Origin of the sequence: Cytobacillus solani (assembly GCF_001420595.1) — a bacterium.
In the GTDB taxonomy this organism is placed as follows: domain Bacteria; phylum Bacillota; class Bacilli; order Bacillales; family Cytobacillaceae; genus Cytobacillus; species Cytobacillus solani.
In genome coordinates this window covers 4825690-4847573 of sequence record NZ_LJIX01000006.1, presented here as the reverse complement: position 1 = coordinate 4847573, position 21884 = coordinate 4825690, and the positions used below count along the sequence as shown (strand labels likewise).

Here is a 21884-nt window from a genome sequence, read left to right as displayed (position 1 = left end):
ATCGGTGGCTATTATCTGTCTTTCATTCGATGAAATGTGGGAGAAAATTATCGCCTGTGACCGAAAATATGACGGATTATTTTATACAGCCGTGAAAACGACCAAGATTTATTGCCGTCCTTCATGCAGATCTAGAAAACCAAAGAAAACGAATGTTTCCTTTTATTTGGATATCAATGAGGTTGAGCAAGCTGGTTTTCGTGCATGCAAGAGATGTCAGCCAGAAGTAGAGCATTCTCCGCATATTGGGCTGGTAAGAAAAACAATTACTTTTTTAGTGAATCATTATAAACAACAGCTTGTATTACAGGATATTGCCGATCATGTAGGTGTCAGTCCTTATTATCTTGAACGGCTATTTAAGCAGGAAACAGCTGAAACACCAAGAACCTATTTGGAAAAAATTCGAGTGGATAAAGCAGCGTATCTACTTATAAGCACAGATCAAACAAATCTAGAAATTTGCTATGAGGTTGGATTCCAAAGTCCATCTAATTTTTATCGGGTTTTTCGGCGGTTAAAAAGTTGTTCACCAAGTGAATATCGAGACCTTGATAGGTAAAGGAGACCGAATAAGTGAATTGGATGGACCATGAATACTATATTGAAATATATCCGCCACTTGAATTTAACTATAAAGAATGTTTAGTGTTTTTGTGCAGGTCAGATCAAGAGGTGCTGTACAGGGTGATGAATGGATTTTTATATAAGCTTATTAAAGTAGGAGAGGAATCCATTTTATTAAAAATAGGGTATGATCAACATGTGCTGTATGTTGAATTTCCGATAAGTCATCCATCTGAAAGTGCACGTAAAGAAGCAGCTATGTATGTATGGGAATGGTTTGATCTTGAACAGGATTTATCATCTTTTTATGAGGTAGCTTGTAAAAGTGAGGTTTTGCAGCCGCTTGTTCAAAAATATGCTGGGCTTCGGGTGGTATGTATGCCTGATTTGTTTGAAGCTCTTGCTTGGGCAATTATTGGACAGCAAATTAATTTACCCTTTGCTTATTCTTTAAAGAAACGGTTTGTAGAATCCTTTGGTGAAGGACTGTCATTTGAAGGCGAGCGATTTTGGTTATTTCCCTCATTTGAAAAAGTTGCAGAAATAGATGTTGAGGAATTGAAGAAGCTTCAATTTACTACTAGGAAGGCTGAGTATATCATTGGTGTTGCAAAGGCGATGTCAAATGGAGAAATAACAAAGGAAAGCATGCTAAAGAAACAAGATTTTCAGCAAGCGAAACAATCATTAATGGTGATTAGAGGCGTAGGAGCATGGACAGCAGACTATGTGCTGATGAAGTGCTTACACTATACGTGTGCCTTTCCAATCGCAGATGTCGGTCTGCATAATGCACTAAAGGAGCAAATGGGGCTTGAAAGAAAGCCGACAATAGAAGAAATTAATCAAATAGCAACAAATTGGGAAGGCTGGCAAGCATACGCAACATTTTACCTATGGAGGTCCTTATATGAATAATCAGCAAATGGAACGGAGGGACAGGTCCCTGAGTCCCGCTTTATATACACTAGACTACGAATCTCCGGTTGGAGTACTTGAAATAATAGGCAGTGACGAAGCAATTTATTCTATTTTGTTTTCTGATTCGGAGACACTAGTGAATTTCAAGAAAGCCGATACACCTAAAGTGTTGCTGGATTGCTATGAGCAGCTTGATGAATATTTTAACGGGAAGCGCCATGATTTTACTTTTCCTTATGTATTTGAGGGAACAGCCTTCCAAAAGGATGTTTGGAATGCGTTAACAACTATATCCTATGGGAAAACAGGCTCTTATAAAGATATAGCGGTTGCAATCGGAAATGAAAAAGCAATCAGAGCAGTTGGAAGTGCAAATGGAAAAAACAAATTAAGCATTGTCATCCCGTGTCATCGCATTATCGGCTCCAATGGAAAATTGACCGGCTATGCAGGCGGGTTATGGAGAAAAGAATGGCTGCTCCAGCATGAAAAATCTTTTAAGAAAGAATAATGTGGGTCAGAGGGGCAGGTCTCGTGTCCTAATTAAAATAGGAAGAGACAGTAAACCTGTCCCCATGTCCCTTATGCTGTGAAGTTTCCATCATAGCTTAGCATAATGGCTGATTTAACACCTTTCATGTCGGAAATATTATTGATGAAGCTTGTAGTTTATTTTATTTAGTATCAAAGGTTCATTCGTTTGCCATTATGGTAAAATAGTAAAATTGAAAATGATATTGAAGGTTTAAACGAATGAAAGGCGGGAGCATCATTGGACATTAAACATATGCAGTATTTTATGGAGGTTACGCGTACTGGCAGCTTTACGAAAGCAGCAGAAAACCTGTACATTACTCAGCCCGCCCTGAGCAGAATTATCAAATCTTTGGAGGATGATGTGGGTGCGCACCTTTTCATCCGTTCCCGGAAAAAGCTGATGTTAACGGATGCTGGAAATGTTCTATTTAGACATGCACAAGTGATTGAAAAGCAGCTGCAGCTTTTGGAAACGGAGCTTGCTAGTATGATTAAATTAAGAAAAGGTCATATTCGTATAGGTCTGCCTACGATCGTCAACTCCTTCTTTTTTTCCAAGCTCATTGCGAGCTTTCATCAGGAGTATCCTGAAATTACATTCCAATTAGAAGAGGATGGATCCAAGCGGATTGAAGAAAAGATTATGAGTGGCACACTGGATTTTGGCGTCATTGTTTTGTCTGATAAAAATGATCGGCTAGATGATTATACATTTGTTAATGAGAAACTTACACTTGTTGTTCCTTCATCCCATCATTTAGTTGAGAAAAAGGAGGTAGCCTTGCATGAATTAAAAGATGAAGCGTTTATTATGTTTAACCAAGACTTTGAACTGAGAAATCTGATTCTTAAGGCATGCAAGGAGGCTAATTTCCAACCGAGAATTATATCAGAAACCTCGCAATTAGATTTTATTGAAGAATTGGTTGCCTCTAATTTGGGCATTACACTTCTGCCAGAAAGTACAAGCAAGGAACTGACAGCAGACGTCCAAACCATTGCGGTAACGAATCCAGTGATTGAATGGAATCTTGCTATTATTTGGAAAACGGATGAATATTTATCCCAAATAAATAAGGAATTTATTCATTTTGCAAAAGATAAACTATCCCACATCAAGAACAACATATGATGGTCGAATGATCGCCTTCTCCCATTTTGGAGAGGGCTTTTTTGTTTGGGGAAATGTACACGTTTACATAACATTTTCTTATAATTGGCATGTATGATTGGCATTGTACTTCGATTGAACACGGGTACTATAATGGTTTCTGTGATTAAAATGAATGCACAAAGGCTCATTCTTCAAATATGCAAGGATAGACAAGGAGATGGATATATGGAGCCAAAAAAGATTAAAGAAACACGCGTTGTTCAAACAGATCAGGTACTTATTAATGATTTAAATAATTATCATACATTATTCGGCGGCGTTCTTATGAAAAAGATGGATGCCTGTGCAACTCTTTCTGCCCGAAGACATTCGAGAGTGAAGGAATGTGTAACGGCATCAACAGACTCCGTACACTTTATTGAACCAATTCGGCAAAGTGATTCCGTTTGTATTGAATCATTTGTTACTCATACTGGAAAAAGCTCGATGGAAATTTTCTGCAAAGTAATTGCTGAGGATCTAGATACAGGTATTCGTAGATTGGCAGCCACTGCCTTCCTTACCTTTGTTGCTTTGGACGAAAACAAAAGACCAGTGGAAGTGGCGAAAGTCGTGCCGGAATCTGAAGAAGAAAGGTATCTTTTTGAATCTGGAGAAGAACGGGCAAAAATCAGCAAATTGAAAAGACAGCAAAATATTGAACTTATCTCTAAACTTTCATTACAAAAGCCTTGGGATTAAGAGTAAAAGGAGAGATTTATATGCTGATCGCATCAAGCATTAATGAACTGCAAAGTGCAAAAGGGGCGATCGAAACATTAAAATCGACACAGCCGGCACTATTTCAAAAGTTTATGAATTCCATTCGTTTAACACATCAATTACAGTTTGGATTTCAATATATGGGCTGCCTCATTACAGAGGAAGACTCTAGCAGCTTCCGTCCAGCGTCTCAGGATGAGTATGTGCTATCTGTCTATCAGAGAGAAATTAAAGAATTAAAGGCAGACAGTAAATTTCACGACTTGAAGCAGCTGCTAGCAAGCTATAAACAAATCAGCTACGCAAATATTTGTAAGCTGGCAATGGGAACTGACCCGAAAACATTAGTTGGGCCGACTTATATTCGGTAAAGTCGTTATAGATATAGGCATTAATTTGCAAAAAAAGCTGTCATTACACAGACATAGCTCATGTGTGATGACAGCTTTTTTTTAGTTTAAAAGTCAAAGTTATCTGGATCTGGACCAACTCGGTGATTTTGATTTAAATTATTTATTTGTTCCATATCTTCTTTTGTTAGTTCAAAATCAAATAGCATTGAGTTTTCAACAATTCGATGTTCCTTTGTAGATTTCGGAATGGTAACAACTCCATTTTGCAGATCCCATCTTAAGATGATTTGTGCAGTTGATTTGTTATACTTCCTTGCCATGTTCTCTAGAACGGGGTGATCTAATAATTGACCTTGCATTAATGCCAGATATTACACAGAAAATGTTGACTCAACAATTACGAGAGCTAGAAGCTGACGGAGTAATAAAGCGAATTGTCTATAATCAAGTTCCTCCAAAAGTAGAGAATGAGCTTAGTGAATACGGCTGGAGCTTGAAAGGAATATTAGACTCGCTATGTGCATGGGGAGAAAAACATATTACAAAAGTATACGGAGCTGCAACGGAGGAACAATTGGCATCAATACAAGAAATTACTGCTTCCTCTGCGGCGTTGGTTAAAATGGCTGAGGAACTGCAGAATATTGTTGTGCGGTTTAAAATTTAAATAGTTGAAGGATAGGCAAAACGAGATATTTTACCTATTTTTTATATTATAATAAGTTTTTCTTATCGGTTTTAATAAAAACTATTAAATTTATTTATGTTTATTGCAGGAATATACTTTTGATAAGGGGGCGTCAATATGGAGTATGTTGTTATTTTCTTTATTGGTATATGTGCAACAACCGTTGGTACGCTAGCAGGTGGTGGGGGTCTAATCAGTCTGCCGGCCATGCTGCTTATGGGAATACCTGTCCACTCAGCGATCGGTGCCAACAAAGTGTCGAATACGGTTAGTTCCTTTTCGAGTTTTTTACATCTATATAAAAAAGGTGATCTTTCACTTAAAGAATCATTATGGATCATCCCCGTAAGTGTTTGCGGCGGAATAAGCGGCGGGTTTATGGCATCAAGAATTGCAGAAGAAAATATGTATATCGTGGCGATTATCTTACTTATTTTTGCTTTTATTACTTCATTTATCGGAAAAAAGGATTTTACTGGTGATGCTCAGCTGAAAATGAATAAAATAAGTATACCAGGTCTTTATGGAATTGGTATGTACGATGGTCTTTTCGGTCCGGGTCAAGGGACATTGATGCTTTATTTATTTGGGTATTTAAATATTTCTTATATTCGAGCGGTTGGCTTGGTTCGTCTTGCTACCTTTTCAAGCTGTTTTGGCGCAGCAATCACTTATATTGCAACAGGTAAAATCATTTGGCCCTTAACACTTGCACTTCTTTTCGGTTCTGTAGCAGGTGCTCAAATTGGCGTACGCATTGCTAAAAAGCTAAAGCCGAAGTATGTAAAACCCATTTTGAGAATAGTTACCATCGCTCTTATTGTTCAAATAGTTGTAAACAATGTTTTTTAGGGGCAAAGGGAAAAAAGAAAGAGCATTTGATATTTAAAAATAGAAGATGCTCTTTCTTTTTAATTAATTTTACCAGTAAATAATTTTGCACTCATTTTCTATTCTATTAAACTGAAGAATTCTATCCTGAAAATATACTTGACGGTAAAAATCAACTATATGGCCGATAATCTACTTCGATCTTGTCTTTCTCCTGGAAGGGAGAAAGCATAAATGCAGCTTTGAAGTCTGTTGTGCCTTTGTTTATGAGATAGTGAACTTTTTTTGGTTCGACATGGATCAGGTCGCCTTTTTTGCAATGGAATATTTCGTTTTCAATATGGATTTCGAGTTCTCCTTCGAGAATGAAAAAGTTTTCCTCCATTATATTGTGATAATGAGCAGGGAAATCTTGGCCGGGTTTTAAGACGACTACGCCGAAGTTCATGCGTGGTCCGCGTAATAAATATTTGGGACCATGGTCTCCGAATCGATATTCTCTTTCTTTCTCGTTCACAATTGTCATGAGCTTCACTCCGTATCAATTATTTTAAACCAGGGGCAATCCACATATTGTCTGTAAGTTTGTTGTCTGCTAACTCGAGTTGCTTTTTATAGACTTCCTTCCATTTCAAAAACAACTCTTCATACACTTCATTATTCTCTGGGGATGGATAATACGTTTTTTCAAATGTAATTACTTTTGAGATGGCGTCATTGAAGTTTTGATAGATTTTGGCACCGACTCCTGCACAGATAGCAGCACCTAGAGCGGTTGATTCTCTTATGACTGGGATTTTTAGTGGGGTGTTTAGGACGTCGCAAACGATCTGGCACCAGAGTTCGCTTTTGGATGCGCCGCCAGCAAAGACAATGGAATCTGGAGCAGTATTTGTAATGCTATTGACCAATTCAATATTTCCTTTTGTAACAAAGGCGGCATTTTCCATAATTGCTCTATAGAAGCTTGCTTTGTTAAATTTATCGGGGTCTAGTTTAAAGTTGATAAAGCTTGGAGCTGCATGCTTCCAAGATTTATAATTCATGATGTCAGAAAATGTACAAAGCATACCATAGCTACCGACAGGGATGTTGCGCGCGCGTTTTTCCATTTGGGAATAAATGCTCTCGCCAGTTTGAGTCTGGATGTATTGTTCAAGATCACAAAAGCTATCTCGAAACCATCTCATGACTAAGCCGGGGAAGAAGGAGATGGCTTCATATTGCCATGTATTCGGGACGGCGTGGCAGTTAATTCTAACCCTGCATTCTTCATCCATTCGAACATGATTGGTTGTGTATTCATATTGCCAGAAGCTTCCCCCGAATACAGCAGCATCCCCCTCATTGATCACACCAGCGCCAATACAGCCGAGTTGGGCATCACCACCACCAGCAACAACTAATGTATTAGTACTTAGTCCTGTAAGCGCTGACATTTGTGCGGTGACATTCCCGATTACTGTCCCACTTTCATGGACAACTGGAAAAATATTATTTCTAAGATTTACTTGGTTTGCGATGTTAGTGTCCCAAACTCTTTGCTTCAGATCGAAAAGGCCCGTTGTACATCCGTTTGAAGGCTCTACTGACAACACACCAGATAAACGGTACGTAATCCAGTCATTCAGCATTGAGACATATTTAATTTGACGATAGGTCTCAGGGAGATTGTTTTTTACCCAGAGGATTCTTGGGATCGCTCCTAAGGAAAAGGTTTGACCGGAAATTTTATAAAGATTCGCTTCTAATGTGTCACTAATAAGATATAAGTTATTAACCTCATTATTGGAACGTGAATCGACGTTCGCGCATGCCCATAATTCATTACCGTTTGCATTGTATAAAACAATGGCTTCTCGCATGCTCGTAGTAGATAAGGCAATGATTTCTTTCGGATCAATATTACTAGTTGCAATCAATTCTTTAATTAAATCTGTAATGATGGTAATATTTTGAACAATGTCGAAATCCATTGAACCAGGATATCTCGGATCCTCTTTATGTGTCCATTCAGATTGCGTTACACCTAATTCCTGCCCCAAAGTATTAAATAAAATTACTCTTACACTGCCGGTTCCGGCATCAATAGCCATTAGGTATTTATCCATCATTCTCTACCCTTCGTATATTTATTTTTAAGTATAGGGGCAAAATTAACACAATATAGCGGACAGGCAAAATGATTGGTATGCAAAACTAGGGGCGTAAGTAGTGCACATGTCCGGTTGTGTTAATCATCCCTATCATAAACGAAAAGCTATTAAATCAAATTTTGAGCAACTAATTCATCTGTAATCAAGACATCGATGTATCCCCCTTTTAGCGCACCGATTATAGCATCCTTTTTGGCTAAACCTCCTGCTACGGCGACAACATTCTGTAGTGATTTTAGTACATCTATTTCTGTACTAATTAGCATACTATGAAAATCAAAATCTAGAATATTCCCATTAATGTCGTAAAACTGGCTTAATAAGTCCCCGACAGCGCCCTTTGATTTTAAAATCTCAAAATCATTGGTGTCCATGTAGCCTTCCTTAATTAATGTTGCTCGGTCATTTAAGGCGCCAATTCCGATAACGGTAATATTGGAATAGGGAATCATATCTAATATTTTTTTAACTTGCTTCTCCTCTAGTAGGTGACTGGCAATTTCTTTCGAAGATACAAGTAATGGAGAAGGTACTATGTAATGATTGTAATTTGGATTTGTATAATAGTCTGATCTTGTATCGATAGCAGTAGGCATGTAGAATTTCACACCTCCAGATAAGGATACGAATGTAACGTTATATTTAGTGGAAATTCGCAAGTGTCCTAGAGTCTTCGATACGGCTTCTCCGTAACCAATGCTAATCATTGTGTCACTTGTAATGCGATCTTCAATGTATTGAGCAGCAGCAATGGGAAGAGAGTCTGCATTGGTATCATGGGAAGTTGGGACAATGTAAATATCCTTCAAGTTGTATTTTTCTTTAATTTTATTTTGAAGCTCAATATTATCGAGGTTTTCTAAGTTGATTTTAAATTGAATGACATTATTAGTTTTTGCCTTTTCAAGGTATTTAATAACCTTCATTCTTGAAAGATTTAAAGACTCAGAGATTTCATTTTGCGTCTTTCCTTCAATATAATACTGCCACGCAATTTTTACGATTAAATCATTTTCATACATCATCATAATCACTCTTTTTATTTTATTTGTTTAACAAAATATTAATCTTAAAACATTTGTTGTTTATTAACTTTAATATATCAACAAATGTTTTGTTCGTCAATATTTGTATTTTGTAAATTCAATTAATTGAAAAAACAACGTAAATGCATGAGTAATAAGCGTTATCTTCTATTAATATATTTATATTATGTACTTAATATGAGGAAAATAAAATTGTTATAAGAATAATTAAAATATTTAAAATAAAAATAAAATGATGCTTGATTAATAAAATGTTTTAAATTATACTTTTTGTAACGTGGAGAAAGCGGTTTCAAAAATGCTGCATACATAGACAAAGTATGGAGGGTATTTTATGGGGGAAACGAAACGGTTAGTCAAATTGGATCATATTCAAAAGACATTCAACCAAAATAAGGTGTTAAAAGGTGTCTCGCTGGAAATTAACCAGTCAGAAGTTATCTCGATTATTGGTGGCAATGGAGCTGGGAAAAGTACGCTGATGAAAATACTTACAGGCGTTTATAAAGCAGATGAAGGCAGCATCGAAATCAATGGAGATAAACTAACAAATTATAATCCTTCCATCGCTCATGACAAAGGCATTTATCTCGTCCCTCAAGAACCTTTGCTATTCCCTAATATGACGATCGAACAAAACTTAACGATTGGCTTTCATAAGAAGAAGCAAGAAGTCAGAGAAGCAGCGAAAAAATTAATTGAACAATTAGGCTGGAATTTTGATTTAAGTCGATATGCCATTTCATTATCGATCGCTGAGCAGCAACAAGTTGAAATTATTAAAGGACTTTTAAGAGATTCGAAGGTTTTGATTCTAGATGAACCTACTTCTTCCTTAACCTTTGCTGAAACAGAGTCCTTATTTAAGTTAATAGAGCAGTTAAAGAATGCTGGCGTTGGAATCATCTATATTACTCATCGATTAGATGAAGTGTTTCAAATTTCAACACATGCAGTGATTTTACGAGATGGGAAAGTCACGTTGAAAGGCAAAATTAATGAATTTACAAAGGAAATGCTGATTCAAGGATTATTACCGATGGATAGTGAGAAAGATGGCAGTCATTCGTATGAGAAGTGTTCCGTCGATCGAATGAAAGAAGAAAAGATATTACGGGTGCAAGATTTGTGTGGGGACGGCTTCAAGAATATTAGCTTTGATGTATTTAAAGGAGAGGTTGTTGGGGTAGCGGGCCTCCTAGGAGCAGGGAGAACAGAAATTGCAGAGGCTATATACGGGATTACTCAAGTAAAGAGCGGAAAAGTCATTTTGAATGGGAAAGATATCACTCACTTTCGTGTTAAGGAAACAATTGAAAGTGGTATAGCCTATATTCCCGAGGATCGGTTTTTGAATGGGATTTTTTCGATCAGCTCAATCAGTAGTAATATGACGGCTCAGGTCATTAAGAAACAAAAATATTTTATTGATAAACAATTTGAAAAAAAGATTACAGATGAATATGTTAGCAGGCTAAGTATTAAAATTGGCAGCCAAGATGATGAGATTCGATCATTGTCTGGGGGAAATCAGCAGAAAGTTGTGATTGCAAGAATATTATCAATGAATCCGCAGCTGATAATTATGGATGAACCTACTAGAGGAATTGATGCTGCAGCTCGAAGTGATATTTATAACATAATTACTCAATTAAAGGAACAAGGATATTCGATATTACTTATTTCATCAGACTTAGAAGAAATTGAGCGTATAAGCGATCGAATCTATGTGATTTATCGTGGAACCTGTAATGTTTGTCTTGATTTGGAAGAGATTAATGCAACCAATGTGATGAGAGCAGCCTTTGGCACCTATAAAGGAAGTGAAAATTATGTCTAGGCTCATTAGTCTTGCAAAGCATCGGGAAATTAGAACGGTTATATTCTTAATTTTGCTATTTCTAATTGTAGGAATAGTTAATCCTGATTTTGTAACCGTAGCCAATATTGAGAATGCTGTAAAAAATAGCTTGCTATATATCGTGCTGGCTGCAGGAATAACATTTGTCTTACTAACAGGTGAGATTGATATCTCGGTTGGAGGGATATTAGGTCTGAGTGCTGCGGTTAGTGGAATGTTTTTGCGGGATGGTGGAAGTATTTTTCTAGCTATTCTCATAGCGATTGTGATTGGTGGGGTTATTGGGCTAATCAATGGCTTAGGGGTCACAAAGTTAAGAATCTCTTCCTTTATTATGACTTTAGGGATGCTGGAGATTGCTAGGGTTGTTCAAGTCATTTATACAAATGGGAAATGGGTTGAGAATCTCCCGAAAACATTTAAGGAAATATCACAGAGTAGTATTTTAGGCATTAATACACTTGGAGTCATTGTGATTATTGCTGTTATTCTCATTCACTTTTTCTTGGTAAATAGTAGAAAGGGGCGGTATTTCGCTGCTATTGGTGATAACCAGGATGGAGCAGTATTAATCGGAATACCTGTGAAGAGATACAAGGTTTTTGCTTTTGTTATTTCGGGGATTTGTGCCGCTGTTGCAGGACTGATCTTTGCGAGTCAAATTGGATTTATTTCTACAACTGCTGGCATAGGTATTGAGATGACTGTCATCGCAGCAGCAGTTCTCGGGGGAGTTTCCTTAAGTGGAGGAATCGGTTCCGTAATCGGGGCATCCGTTGGAGCAATTATTATGAGTTCGATTAATTCGGCTCTTGTATTTTTAAAGGTTCCCGCATTTTGGAATTCAGCTATTTCAGGCTTGCTCTTAATTCTGATCGTTGTGGCGGATGTCCTGATTGTACGTCGTGCGAATAAAAAGGCAAATAAAGAACGGCTAAATGCAAGAGTCTTGAACTATCAGGAGGGGGCGTAAGATAAGTATGTTGAAAAAAATACCCAAATGGAATCTCGTTCTCTTCCTTATCTTAATTGCGGAAATGATTATTTTTGGTTTAATGAATCCTAGATTTTGGAACATAAATGTTCTATTAAATAGTTTTAATGATTTCATCGGTATTGCCATTATTGCCTTTTTCGTTACATTCGTCATTATAACAGGCGGAATTGATATATCTGGTGGAGCGATTATTGGATTAACCTCTGTTGTCGTGGGGATTTTGTCACAGGTGGCAGGTTTAAATATTTGGGTTGCTGTCTTTTTAGCGATAGTAGTAGGTGGATTATGTGGTCTGTTAAATGGAATACTCATTGCCTATGCAAAAGTGCAAGCGATGGTTATTACTCTTGGAGGTATGCTTCTATACAGTGGTGTTGCACTCGTTTTGGTTGGGGTGTCAGGCGCAAGTACGTATGAAGGGATTTCAGGTTTTTCGCAAGGGTTTATTAATCTAGCGAATGGGAAGCTTTTCGGAATTCCGCATTCTGTTTTCATCTTCTTTGCCTTGTTGCTATTTGCATATATTCTGCTCCACCGGACGAGGTATGGAAGATATATCTATTTAACTGGGATTAACCAGAATTCAGCTGAGTACTCGGGGATTGATACAAGGAAAATCATTACGAGTACGTATGTATTATCAGGGCTGAGTGCAGGGGTTGCTGGGGTGATTCTTACCTCTTATTTAGGAAGTGCACGTGCGGATTTTGGCGCAGAATATTTAATGCCAATCCTCACTGCTGTTGTATTAGGAGGAACATTAATAACAGGTGGTAAAGGGGGTGTTATCGGTACTGCTCTTGCAAGCATCATCGTTGGTTTTTTAAAGCTCGGATTACAAATGGGGGGCATACAAACGCAATATATCGGATTAGCTACAGGGTTACTTTTGATTATCTCCGTTGCATTCTTAGGAGTTCCAGAATTTAAGTCCAATGTGAAACGATTAGTTACGATTAAAAAGGATAGAGGGGGCAAACTAAATGCGTAAATCAAAGTTTTTCAAAATATTAACCGGTGTGGCTCTTTCAACTCTTGTTTTAGCAGCTTGTAATAGTGAGGATGCTGGAAGCAATGCTAAAAAAGATCCTAGTGATATTGAAGTAGTATTTATCCCCAAGATGACGGGCAATGCTTTTTTCGAGTCTGGAAATGATGGTGCACAAGAAATGGCCGAAAAAGTCGGGTTTAAGGTGAAATATGATGGGGCACCTGAAGGAACCGTTGCCAACCAAGTGCAAATCATTAATAGTGCTGTAAATAGTGGGGCAGATGCGATTGCTGTTTCTTCAGTATCTTCGGACGGTCTAAATCAAGCTTTACAAAAAGCATTGGATGCGGGTATTAAAGTTGTTACATGGGATTCAGATGTGGATCCGAAATATCGAACTGTATATATAAACCAAGGGACACCAGATATTTTAGGTGCGATGCTCGTTGACATGGCTGCAGGTCAGCTTGCTAATCCGGATGATGCGCAAAAGGTTGCTTGGTTCTACTCAAGTCCAACGGTTCCTGACCAAAATTCATGGGTTGAATATGCAAACGAGTATATGAAAGAAAAATATCCAAAATGGGAAGTTGTGACAACACAATTTGGTGAAGGCAATGAGCAAAAGTCGTTACAAGTAGGGGAAAGTATTCTTGATACGTATCAAGACATTGATGTCATTATTTGTCCAGACTCTACCGCTCTTCCAGCAATGGCACAAGCAGCACAAAATAAAGGCTTAGATAAAAATGATGTCGCTATTACGGGATTTGCTTCTCCGAATTCAATGAGGCAATATATTGAAAACGATACAATCGAAAACCACGGTTTATGGGATGTAAAGGATCAAGGTGCCCTAGCGGTATATATAGCCTACCATTTAGCATTAGGCAAGGAACTGAAGGTTGGCGGCAGTGTAGAAGTGCCTGATCTTGGTGAAGTGAAGGTAGAGCCAAACTCTGTTCAGGGCTATGACTACGATGCGGAGGACTCAGGAATTATCGTACTGCCTGAACGAATTGTATTCACGAAAGCAAATACAGGAGAATATGATTTCTGATGATTATTATCTCGTTTTATTAATTTTAAAGTTTACTAGATAACTAGCGAGGAAAGGAAGATAAAAATGGCGGATAATATCGGTAACAAAGCAGCAAAAAACTTTGCAGAGAATGTCCCTTTTACGAATAATGGTAACTTCCACGTAAAGGGAGCTGCAAATTTAGATTGGGGAATGAAAGACAGATTATCGAGGATTTTTAACCCGAAAAGCGGAAAGACGGTCATGCTTGCATTTGATCATGGCTATTTTATGGGACCTACGTCTGGGCTAGAGCGCTTAGATATATTAATTCCTAAGCTAGCAAAATATGCGGATTGCTTAATGGGGACTCGCGGTGCAATTCGAAGCAGTGTACCGCCAAGCTTTAATAAATCGATTGCACTTAGAGCTTCTTCAGGTTCAAGTATATTACAAGACGATTTAAGTCGTGAATCAATGGTTGTTGATATAGAGGATGCCATTCGCATGAATGCAAGTGCAATCGCCATCCAAACATTTATTGGTGCTGCTGGACAGAAAGAAACAATTGAGCAATTAAATAAGGCGGTAAACCTTGGAACAAGATATTCAATTCCAACAATGGGTGTTGTAGCGGTAGGGAAGGAAATGGAACGTACAACTCAATTCTTCCTGTTAGCAACAAGAATGCTAGCTGAATTCGGAGCCTCCATCGTCAAAACATACTATTGTGACGATTTCGAAAAAGTTGTTTCAGCCTGTCCGGTGCCGTTAGTAGTGGCAGGAGGAAAGAAGATTCATGAAAAAGATGCGTTAACGCTAGCATATAGATCTATTCAAGGAGGCGCGGCAGGTGTAGATATGGGACGTAACATCTTCCAGTCAGAATATCCTGAAGAAATGATTCAAGCCGTAACAAAAGTCGTACACGAAGGCTTCACAGACTTAGAAGCATATGAGTATTTCTTAGATCTAACAAATGTAGGGACAGGTTCCTTGTCCCACAATTCATAATGCTGAACTAATTCATTCTAATAAAGCTTCTACTGAAATAAGGTAGAAGCTTCCCTTTTTTTAGTCTCGCAAAATTCATATTATTTAATGGAGGTATTCAAAATGGCAAAAGTTGCTTTCTTGTTAGCACCTGATTTTGAGGATTCCGAAATGAAAAATCCGTATGATGAAGTGAAAAAAGCAGGGCATGAGACGGTCATTATCGGCAATGCAAGGGGAGTGGAATGTGCTGGTAAGAAAAGAACCGTGACGTATGTAACTGAAATAGCTGCTTCTGAAGCAAATGCAGATGAGTTAGACGCTATTGTTATCCCAGGTGGGAGTGCGCCTGAAGAACTAAGAGTAAATCTGGATACCGTTCAACTTGTGAAACGTTTAAATGAAAAATCAAAGGTAATTGCAGGAATCTGCCACGGCCCACAAGTTATGATCAGTGCAGACATACTTAAAGGAAAAGAAAGCACGAGCTATATTGGTATTCGTGATGATGTTATCAATAGTGGAGCGGAATTTCTTGATGAAGAAGTCGTTGTTAGTGGGAATATCATCACATCCAGAACGCCAAAGGATGAGCCTGCTTTTATTCGAGAAATATTGAATAAATTACGTTAGGGGAGAGGACAGTGGGGACAGGTTCATTGTCCTACAACTGTCCCTTAATCTGTTAAATAGTTGTCTAGTGCCAAGCATCATCAGCACTCGGTCTAAGCTAATCCGTCTATAAGATTAACAAGCACAACTCTACAGTCGGTTCTATTTGGCCAATAGAACGGCGTCTTGTGCTTTTTTTGAATGGAGGTAACGATAAAGTGGAATTAGTTACAATGAAAGAGATGTTACACAAAGCTTTAAAGGAAGGTTATGCGGTTGGTCATTTTGACATTCATAATCTTGAGTGGACTCAAGCTGCTTTAAGTGCTGCTAAAGATGAAAACTCACCTATTATACTTGGAGTAACGGAAGAGGCAGTACGCTATTTCGGTGGATTTTCTGTAGCTGTCGCAATGGTGAGGGCATTACTATATGAAATGAATATAACTATTCCGGTTGCGCTTCACTTAGATCACGGTTCTAGCTTTGAAAACTGTAAAGCAGCTATTGATGCTGGGTTTACTTCGGTGATGATTGATGCATCCCACCATCCATTTGAAGAAAATGTAAAGATGACACAAATGGTCGTTGAATACGCTCATGAACGAGAAGTAACGGTTGAAGCTGAATTAGGCAGTATCGGAGGTTGTGAGGCAGGTGTTTCTGTTGTCTCAAAAAATTCAATTTATGCCAATTTAAATGAATGTGTGGAATTAGTAAAGCTAACGGGAATTGACGCTTTGGCTCCAGCGCTGGGTTCAGCCCATGGCCCCTACAAAGGTGACCCCAAATTAGGAATTCAAGAAATGATAGCGATTAGTGAAGCAACCCATATTCCGCTAGTTCTGCATGGCGGTTCTGGTCTTCCTGTTGAACAAATTAAGCAATCGATTGCCTCAGGTACAGCAAAAATTAATGTCAATGCAGATAACCATCTCGCGTTTACAAATACAATCCGAGATATTTTTAATCAAGATGCAGATATTTACTATTCTGACAATTATATAGCACTTGGTCGTGAAAAAGTAAAAGAAACGATCAAAAAGAAAATACACTTGTTTGGATCGGCTGGGAAGGCTTAGACGAAAAAATAAAAAGAGCATCTAATTATTAATAATAGCCAGATGCTCTTTTGAGCTGAAAAGTTATATCATAATAATTTATTATTAAATTTCTTTGCTAATTAATTCTTTAAAGAATACGATGTTTTCATCAAAATTTGGTATGGTTTTTCCATCTTCTGCTTGTTTGACTAAGCTTACGACTAAATCATTGAATGGAGTGCGTACGCTAAATTCTTTCCCTTTTGCAGATACAACGCCATTGATATAATCAATTTCAGTCTTTCTTTGCTTTTCGAGGTCTTGCAGCATGCTTGCTTTTAGAAGGGCTTGCGGCTCAAAAATTTTCTTAGCTAACCCGATGACATTTGATAGGTTGCTTTTGTCCTCATTTACTTTAAATACACCAACATGAATACCAGCTAGCTCTGTGAATTCAACACCTGATGCACTTCCTGCCTGTAATGTTTCATCAGCCAGCATTACGGCACTAGTTACAGCTGTCTCGTTTTTTAAAATGTCCCCATATGTACAGCCTAGGGCAGCTGACATGCCGCTCATTGCCACATTAACGAGTAATTTTGACCATTTGGTTCCTACTAGATTAGTAGAAATGACAGTGCCTCCAACTAAATTTAATACTTCTTTAATGTTGTGGATCCGATCCGTAATTGTTCCGTCTAATTCACCAATTTGAAAGGCATTGTTTTTAAAAGATTCCATAGCCGTTGTTAATTCAGATACACCAGGTTTTACCCAAGTCGCGCCAAATTCAACTGACCCGCCAATCACACGGTTTTTTCCTAATGAAGATACTAGTGATTCTTCTGGAACCCCGTTTTGCAGCGAAAGGACTATGCTATCCTCTGTTAAAAAGGGTTTTAAGTTAGCTAATACGTCTTTATTAAAAACTTGTTTGGTTAATAATAAAACAAGGTCGTATGCTCCGGTCATTTCTTTAGGCGTTATCGCCTGTACTGGAACATTTTCTTTAATTGTTCCAATGACGGAAGCGCCAGTTTCGTTTAGTGCCTTTACATGCTCCTCGTTTACATCGATTAATTCTACATGTTCTTTCCCTTTAGAAAGAAATGCACCAATGATTGTTCCTAAAGATCCAGCTCCCATAATTGCGATTCTCATAATTAAGTATCCTTTCTTATAAAACCTTCATTGATTATTTGTGATAATAGTACTTTTGTAATAAAAATTATATAGAAATAGAAATTATTATTTAAACAAATATTCCCTATATAGGAAATTTATATTAATATTAGATCAATACTACTATATTTTTCCTGAAAAATTGAGAGGGAGATCCTAATGAAACAACAAGATACCTATAATACACAAAGGGTGCATAAAGTAAATTTAGTGCTGTTAACAGCTCTAGTTTTTCTTATCGTCGTTCCGATTATTTTTGAAAGAGGCGTTGCTGATAGTGTAGGGATCATTATTGCAGGGGCTCTTGTTTTAATTTTATCGGCTGTAAACTACTTCTTACCAACACCTGAATATTTGAAGGGGCTTTTCTTTGCCCTGCTGCCGAACTTAGTTGTGGTAGCTCTATTTAACTTAGATGGTTTTGCTCTCAATAAGCATTATTTAATTTTATTAACGATTGCGATGGTCACTCTTTATTTAAAAAAGGAATTAATTCTTATATTTAGTTTAATCGTAAACGCAGCCTATATTTCCATGTGCATTTTCAATCCATCAGGGCTATTAGGAAGTGAACAGGGATTAAAGGCATTTATTACCGTATTTTTTATTATCAATGGAATTTTGTGTGCTTTCTTTTACATAACAAAATGGGGAAGAGAACTTATAGAGGAATCCTATAAAAAGGAACTTGAGGCAAAAAAATTATTAGAAAAATTAAAAGTTACGTTTTCTTCCATAGAAGAAGGTACAATAACATTAGAAGGCAATATCAATCATTTTAAGACAAATATAACAACGATTTATGATTCTAGTCATCATATTCTTGACTCTGTTCAGGAAATGGCTGCAGGGATTCAAGAGGAAGCGAACAATATCATTCATGTGAATGAATGGATGGGAACTTCGCTGTAAAGAGTTAATCATACGATTTCCATTTCCCAAGGGATTGTGGAAAAGTCAGATGAGATGAATGAGAAAGTCCAGGATGGCTGGAATAAGATCAGCCAAGTAACAGACCATATGGAAACAGTCAATTCTGCCATTAGCACGACTGCTTTAACAGTTACAGAACTGCAAGCAAGCCTTGAAACAGTGAATTCATTATTAGAAGGCATTAAACAGATTGCAGATCAGACCAATTTATTAGCACTCAACGCAGCCATTGAATCTGCTCGTGCAGGAGAACATGGAAAGGGCTTTGCGGTAGTAGCAGATGAGGTGCGCAAACTAGCGGAGCAAAGTGCAAATATTACTGTATCTATATCAGAAGTGACAAATACACTCTTCCATAAGTCCGAGGAAGCACAAGTAAAGTCTATTGAAGGGGAAAATGCAGTCGTGGAAGGGCAGCATTTATTACATGAGGTTTCATCCTTCTTTACTGAGATAAAAGATTCGTTCCAAGAGACAAATGCCGAACTTTCTAAGGGAATGGAAGAAATTAAATTAGCGACAGATAATTTTACCCATATTCAAGAACAAATTGAAAATACCGCTAATATTTCAGAAGAAAATTCGGCTTCCACTCAGGAAATAGTGGCAACACTAGAAGATGAACATCATCTAATTACTTCAATTAATGAAGTAGTAACCGGATTAAATCATGTAAGCTTACAATTAAAAGATATGGTAAATGGGGACAAAGGTTTTTCGGGCAATCAGTCAGGACAGTAAACTTGTCCCCTTATCCGAGAAAGGTGGATTTTGGTGGCAAAAACAATTGTAGAAAAACTAAACCTGCAAAAGTATAAAAAGGCAGCTATTTTAAATTTGCCAGAAGGAGCGGATTACTTAGCGGAATTAGCAGATTATGACAAAGAGCTTACTGATACATATGATCTTATCTTTGCATTTGTGCTGGATATGGAGTCTTTGCAGGAAGTTGTATACGACGTCATTAAAAACAATTACTTGAATAAAAATGGGTACATCTTCTTGGCTTATCCGAAAAAGGGCAATAAAGTATACCCAACCTATATCCATCGTGATGATTTGCTAGCAGGGTTAGGGGCAGATGAAGATGGCTATGTGGGCACAAGCAACATTAAATTTGCCCGTATGGTCGGGTTGGATGATGTCTTTACGGTTGTCGGCTTAAAAGAAGATTCCAAGGGTAAAAACAGTGTATCAACAAAAGCAAGCCAATGTGTGGACGATTATATTGAAATGATTCCTGAAGTAGAAAAGGATTTGCAAGATCATCCAGATTTACTTGCCTTCTATCAGTCACTCACCCCAGGATATCGAAAAGACTGGGCTCGCTATGTATATAGTGCGAAACAAGACGCAACCAAAGAAAAACGCCGTGAGGAAATGAAGCAAATTCTAGGAAAAGGCTTTAAGAGCAGGGAGTTGTATCGAGCAAATCAAAAGTAACCTACAGTTGAATAGCTTATGGAAATTACACAAAATGCTGCAAACATTAGCGGAAAGCAAATATGTCCGTTATTGTTTGCAGCTTTTTCAATTAGTAAGAACTAAAATTTATATACATAGATTCCAGAATGTGTATAATGTTACTAATTAAATATTTTTATTTTTCTAAAAATAAGGAGGGTCATATGAAAAATCAAAAGTGGATGGTATGGATTGTACTATTAATAGTGTTCTTTCTTAGTGCTTGTAATTCGAAAGAAAGTGGTTCCCAGGCAGTAGGGAGTGAAGAGGGAACAGAAAAAAATAGTCAAGAGCAAGTGCTGAAGGTAAATAATTTTACAGAGCCATCCTCTCTCAATCCTAGTTTGGCTACAGATGTTTGGTCATCCAACATCCTTCTGCAAACGTTTGAAGGGCTAACCCGTATTAACCAAAAGGGTGTGCCTGAAAATGCGATGGCAGAAGAAATTGCTGTATCTGATGATCTTCTGACATATACATTTACATTAAGAGATGATGCAAAGTGGTCAAACGGGGACCTGTTAACGATGCAAGATTTTGAATATGCTTGGAAATGGGTGTTAAATCCAGAGAATCTGTCACAATATGCTTATCAATTATTTTATATAAAAAATGCGGAGGCAGCCAATAAAGGTGAAGTATCTCTTGATGAGGTAGGAGTAAAAGCGATTGATGAAAAGACATTGGAAGTTACACTGGAAAATCCGACACCATTCTTTTTAGAGCTTACGGCTTTCTATACGTATTTTCCAGTTAACAGTAAAATCGCTGAAGGGAATCCAGATTGGGCTAAAGAGGCAAGTAAGAGTTATACCTCAAATGGACCCTTTAAGATGATGAAGTGGGAACATCAAAATCAAGTCATTCTTGAAAAAAATGAACATTATTGGGATAAGGAAAGTGTCAAATTAGAAAAAATCGAAATGGTGATGTTAAATGATTCGAATACGGAGCTTAACATGTTTAATTCTGATGAATTACATTGGGCGGGTGCTCCGACTGGCAGTTTGCCGCTTGAAGCCATCCCTGCCTTGCAGCAAGAGGGAGCTCTAGAGGCTGCACCTACAGCTGGTACGTATTGGTATGAATTTAACTTAAAGAAAAAACCCTTTAATAACGTGAAAATTAGAAAAGCGCTGTCTTATGCGATTGATCGCCAGTCTATTGTTGATAATATTACACAAAGCGCAGAAATCCCTGCAACCGCGATTGTTCCAAATTCAATGATTCCGGAAAATGAAACGGGCTATTTCAAGGATGGGGATATTGAACAAGCAAAAGCGCTTCTAGAAGAAGGGCTAAAAGAAGAAGGATATTCCGGTGTGGAGGAATTACCAGTCATTACTCTTTCTTATAATACGGATCCAGCCCAAGCCAAGATAGCGCAAGCCGTTCAAGATATGTGGAAAACAAATTTGGGAATAAATGTAGAGCTTAGTAATAAAGAATGGGCAGTTTATTATGAAGGAATCATCAATGGCGATTTCGAAGTAGCTCGAATGGGTTGGACAGGGGACTTTAATGATCCAATCAACTTCTTAGAAATATTTAAAACGGATGCTGGGAATAACCATACCGGTTGGATGAATAAAGAATATGCTTCTTTGCTAGATCAGTCGGCTCTTGAAACAGATCCAAGTAAACGAAAAGAAATATTCAAGCAAGCTGAAGCGATTATCATGGATGAAATGCCCGTTATTCCATTTTACTTCAAAACAAGTGTGTATGTGAAAAAGGATAATTTAAAGGGCGTATATGTCTCGGGATTAGGGAACGTCCAGTATAAGTGGGCATACTTTGAATAATGATCGA

At 37.7% G+C, this 21884-nt stretch carries 20 protein-coding genes and 3 pseudogenes; 18 read left to right on the top strand and 5 right to left on the bottom strand.

The features are described 5' to 3' along the window. Positions 1-34: 34 nt before the first annotated feature. The 6 genes from AN957_RS25860 (at position 35) to AN957_RS25835 (ending at position 4272) form a co-directional block, all read left to right on the top strand. The gene (locus AN957_RS25860; RefSeq protein ID WP_053478832.1) at positions 35-562 is read left to right on the top strand and encodes a bifunctional transcriptional activator/DNA repair enzyme AdaA; all 528 of its coding nucleotides are present in this window, start codon (positions 35-37) and stop codon (positions 560-562) included. A 14-nt stretch (positions 563-576) separates the two neighbouring features. After that, entirely contained in the window at positions 577-1485 is a 909-nt protein-coding gene (locus AN957_RS25855) for a DNA-3-methyladenine glycosylase family protein (RefSeq protein ID WP_379999706.1), read from the top strand. Beyond that, complete coding sequence (locus AN957_RS25850) at positions 1478-1999, top strand: methylated-DNA--[protein]-cysteine S-methyltransferase (protein ID WP_245637817.1); 522 nt, start codon at positions 1478-1480, stop codon at positions 1997-1999. The genes AN957_RS25855 and AN957_RS25850 overlap by 8 nt, the downstream gene beginning before the upstream one ends. A 261-nt stretch (positions 2000-2260) precedes the next feature. Next, complete coding sequence (locus tag AN957_RS25845; protein WP_053478408.1) at positions 2261-3157, top strand: LysR family transcriptional regulator; 897 nt, start codon at positions 2261-2263, stop codon at positions 3155-3157. Between the two features lie 207 nt (positions 3158-3364). Further along, the gene (locus AN957_RS25840; protein WP_053478409.1) at positions 3365-3880 is read left to right on the top strand and encodes an acyl-CoA thioesterase; all 516 of its coding nucleotides are present in this window, start codon (positions 3365-3367) and stop codon (positions 3878-3880) included. A 20-nt stretch (positions 3881-3900) separates the two neighbouring features. After that, positions 3901-4272 carry a hypothetical protein gene (locus AN957_RS25835; protein ID WP_053478410.1) on the top strand — a complete coding sequence of 124 codons (372 nt, stop codon included), beginning with the start codon at positions 3901-3903 and terminating at the stop codon, positions 4270-4272. A gap of 86 nt (positions 4273-4358) precedes the next feature. Here the strand turns inward: AN957_RS25835 and AN957_RS25830 are convergent. Then, a pseudogene (locus AN957_RS25830) lies at positions 4359-4616 on the bottom strand (aldo/keto reductase); the annotation flags it as partial. On the opposite strand from AN957_RS25830, the pseudogene AN957_RS28720 reads away from it, so the two are divergent. Then, positions 4613-4921 (top strand): annotated as a pseudogene (locus AN957_RS28720) (winged helix-turn-helix transcriptional regulator); the annotation flags it as partial. The pseudogenes AN957_RS25830 and AN957_RS28720 sit on opposite strands and share 4 nt — an antisense overlap. Positions 4922-5059: 138 nt before the next feature. Further along, a complete protein-coding gene (locus tag AN957_RS25820; protein WP_056686917.1) occupies positions 5060-5794 on the top strand; it encodes a sulfite exporter TauE/SafE family protein in 735 nt (244 codons plus the stop codon). Between the two features lie 151 nt (positions 5795-5945). Here AN957_RS25820 and AN957_RS25815 read toward each other — a convergent pair whose 3' ends face one another. The 3 genes from AN957_RS25815 to AN957_RS25805 form a co-directional block, all read right to left on the bottom strand. Continuing rightward, on the bottom strand, positions 5946-6299 hold the full coding sequence (locus AN957_RS25815; protein WP_053478412.1) for a cupin domain-containing protein: 354 nt from the start codon (positions 6297-6299) through the stop codon (positions 5946-5948). 19 nt (positions 6300-6318) lie between these two features. Then, positions 6319-7887 carry an autoinducer-2 kinase gene (gene lsrK / locus AN957_RS25810; protein WP_053478413.1) on the bottom strand — a complete coding sequence of 523 codons (1569 nt, stop codon included), beginning with the start codon at positions 7885-7887 and terminating at the stop codon, positions 6319-6321. A gap of 149 nt (positions 7888-8036) precedes the next feature. Next, on the bottom strand, positions 8037-8954 hold the full coding sequence (locus AN957_RS25805; RefSeq protein ID WP_053478414.1) for a sugar-binding transcriptional regulator: 918 nt from the start codon (positions 8952-8954) through the stop codon (positions 8037-8039). A 355-nt stretch (positions 8955-9309) separates the two neighbouring features. On the opposite strand from AN957_RS25805, the gene AN957_RS25800 reads away from it, so the two are divergent. The 7 genes from AN957_RS25800 (at position 9310) to fba (ending at position 16532) form a co-directional block, all read left to right on the top strand. Further along, the gene (locus AN957_RS25800) at positions 9310-10815 is read left to right on the top strand and encodes a sugar ABC transporter ATP-binding protein (protein WP_053478415.1); all 1506 of its coding nucleotides are present in this window, start codon (positions 9310-9312) and stop codon (positions 10813-10815) included. Further along, the gene (locus AN957_RS25795; RefSeq protein WP_053478416.1) at positions 10808-11809 is read left to right on the top strand and encodes an ABC transporter permease; all 1002 of its coding nucleotides are present in this window, start codon (positions 10808-10810) and stop codon (positions 11807-11809) included. Before AN957_RS25800 ends, AN957_RS25795 begins: the two co-directional genes overlap by 8 nt. A gap of 7 nt (positions 11810-11816) precedes the next feature. Next, entirely contained in the window at positions 11817-12824 is a 1008-nt protein-coding gene (locus AN957_RS25790; RefSeq protein WP_056686914.1) for an ABC transporter permease, read from the top strand. Next, positions 12817-13884: an autoinducer 2 ABC transporter substrate-binding protein LsrB gene (gene lsrB / locus AN957_RS25785; protein WP_053478418.1), complete on the top strand. Its 1068-nt coding sequence runs from the start codon at positions 12817-12819 to the stop codon at positions 13882-13884. Before AN957_RS25790 ends, lsrB begins: the two co-directional genes overlap by 8 nt. A 66-nt stretch (positions 13885-13950) precedes the next feature. Next, positions 13951-14859 (top strand): 3-hydroxy-5-phosphonooxypentane-2,4-dione thiolase, encoded by a 909-nt coding sequence (gene lsrF, locus AN957_RS25780; protein WP_053478419.1) that lies wholly within the window; start codon positions 13951-13953, stop codon positions 14857-14859. A 102-nt stretch (positions 14860-14961) separates the two neighbouring features. Continuing rightward, a complete protein-coding gene (locus AN957_RS25775) occupies positions 14962-15471 on the top strand; it encodes a type 1 glutamine amidotransferase domain-containing protein (RefSeq protein WP_053478420.1) in 510 nt (169 codons plus the stop codon). 197 nt (positions 15472-15668) lie between these two features. Further along, positions 15669-16532, top strand: a complete 864-nt coding sequence (gene fba, locus AN957_RS25770; protein WP_056686911.1) for a class II fructose-1,6-bisphosphate aldolase — start codon at positions 15669-15671, stop codon at positions 16530-16532. Between the two features lie 84 nt (positions 16533-16616). On the opposite strand, the gene AN957_RS25765 is transcribed toward fba, so the two are convergent. Beyond that, positions 16617-17654, bottom strand: coding sequence for a ketopantoate reductase family protein (locus AN957_RS25765; RefSeq protein ID WP_053478422.1), 1038 nt, complete (start codon positions 17652-17654; stop codon positions 16617-16619). A 180-nt stretch (positions 17655-17834) separates the two neighbouring features. Here AN957_RS25765 and AN957_RS29275 point away from each other — a divergent pair. The 3 genes and pseudogenes from AN957_RS29275 to AN957_RS25750 all read left to right on the top strand — a co-directional run bounded on the left by AN957_RS29275 (position 17835) and on the right by AN957_RS25750 (position 21877). Next, positions 17835-19349: pseudogene (locus AN957_RS29275) on the top strand (methyl-accepting chemotaxis protein). A gap of 30 nt (positions 19350-19379) precedes the next feature. Further along, positions 19380-20051 carry a YdeI/OmpD-associated family protein gene (locus AN957_RS25755; RefSeq protein WP_231690175.1) on the top strand — a complete coding sequence of 224 codons (672 nt, stop codon included), beginning with the start codon at positions 19380-19382 and terminating at the stop codon, positions 20049-20051. A gap of 185 nt (positions 20052-20236) precedes the next feature. After that, a complete protein-coding gene (locus AN957_RS25750; protein ID WP_053478424.1) occupies positions 20237-21877 on the top strand; it encodes a peptide ABC transporter substrate-binding protein in 1641 nt (546 codons plus the stop codon). Positions 21878-21884: the final 7 nt, after the last annotated feature.

What these genes read in the sequence shown, in the direction of transcription:
- AN957_RS25860 (WP_053478832.1), top strand. Translation starts at nt 35, where the DNA reads ATGTGGGAGAAAATTATCGCCTGTGACCGAAAATATGACGGATTATTT.
- AN957_RS25850 (WP_245637817.1), top strand. Translation starts at nt 1,478, where the DNA reads ATGAATAATCAGCAAATGGAACGGAGGGACAGGTCCCTGAGTCCCGCT.
- AN957_RS25840 (WP_053478409.1), top strand. Translation starts at nt 3,365, where the DNA reads ATGGAGCCAAAAAAGATTAAAGAAACACGCGTTGTTCAAACAGATCAG.
- AN957_RS25835 (WP_053478410.1), top strand. Translation starts at nt 3,901, where the DNA reads ATGCTGATCGCATCAAGCATTAATGAACTGCAAAGTGCAAAAGGGGCG.
- AN957_RS25820 (WP_056686917.1), top strand. Translation starts at nt 5,060, where the DNA reads ATGGAGTATGTTGTTATTTTCTTTATTGGTATATGTGCAACAACCGTT.
- AN957_RS25815 (WP_053478412.1), bottom strand. Translation starts at nt 6,299, where the DNA reads ATGACAATTGTGAACGAGAAAGAAAGAGAATATCGATTCGGAGACCAT.
- lsrK (WP_053478413.1), bottom strand. Translation starts at nt 7,887, where the DNA reads ATGATGGATAAATACCTAATGGCTATTGATGCCGGAACCGGCAGTGTA.
- AN957_RS25805 (WP_053478414.1), bottom strand. Translation starts at nt 8,954, where the DNA reads ATGATGTATGAAAATGATTTAATCGTAAAAATTGCGTGGCAGTATTAT.
- AN957_RS25800 (WP_053478415.1), top strand. Translation starts at nt 9,310, where the DNA reads ATGGGGGAAACGAAACGGTTAGTCAAATTGGATCATATTCAAAAGACA.
- AN957_RS25795 (WP_053478416.1), top strand. Translation starts at nt 10,808, where the DNA reads ATGTCTAGGCTCATTAGTCTTGCAAAGCATCGGGAAATTAGAACGGTT.
- AN957_RS25790 (WP_056686914.1), top strand. Translation starts at nt 11,817, where the DNA reads ATGTTGAAAAAAATACCCAAATGGAATCTCGTTCTCTTCCTTATCTTA.
- lsrB (WP_053478418.1), top strand. Translation starts at nt 12,817, where the DNA reads ATGCGTAAATCAAAGTTTTTCAAAATATTAACCGGTGTGGCTCTTTCA.
- lsrF (WP_053478419.1), top strand. Translation starts at nt 13,951, where the DNA reads ATGGCGGATAATATCGGTAACAAAGCAGCAAAAAACTTTGCAGAGAAT.
- AN957_RS25775 (WP_053478420.1), top strand. Translation starts at nt 14,962, where the DNA reads ATGGCAAAAGTTGCTTTCTTGTTAGCACCTGATTTTGAGGATTCCGAA.
- AN957_RS25765 (WP_053478422.1), bottom strand. Translation starts at nt 17,654, where the DNA reads ATGAGAATCGCAATTATGGGAGCTGGATCTTTAGGAACAATCATTGGT.
- AN957_RS25750 (WP_053478424.1), top strand. Translation starts at nt 20,237, where the DNA reads ATGAAAAATCAAAAGTGGATGGTATGGATTGTACTATTAATAGTGTTC.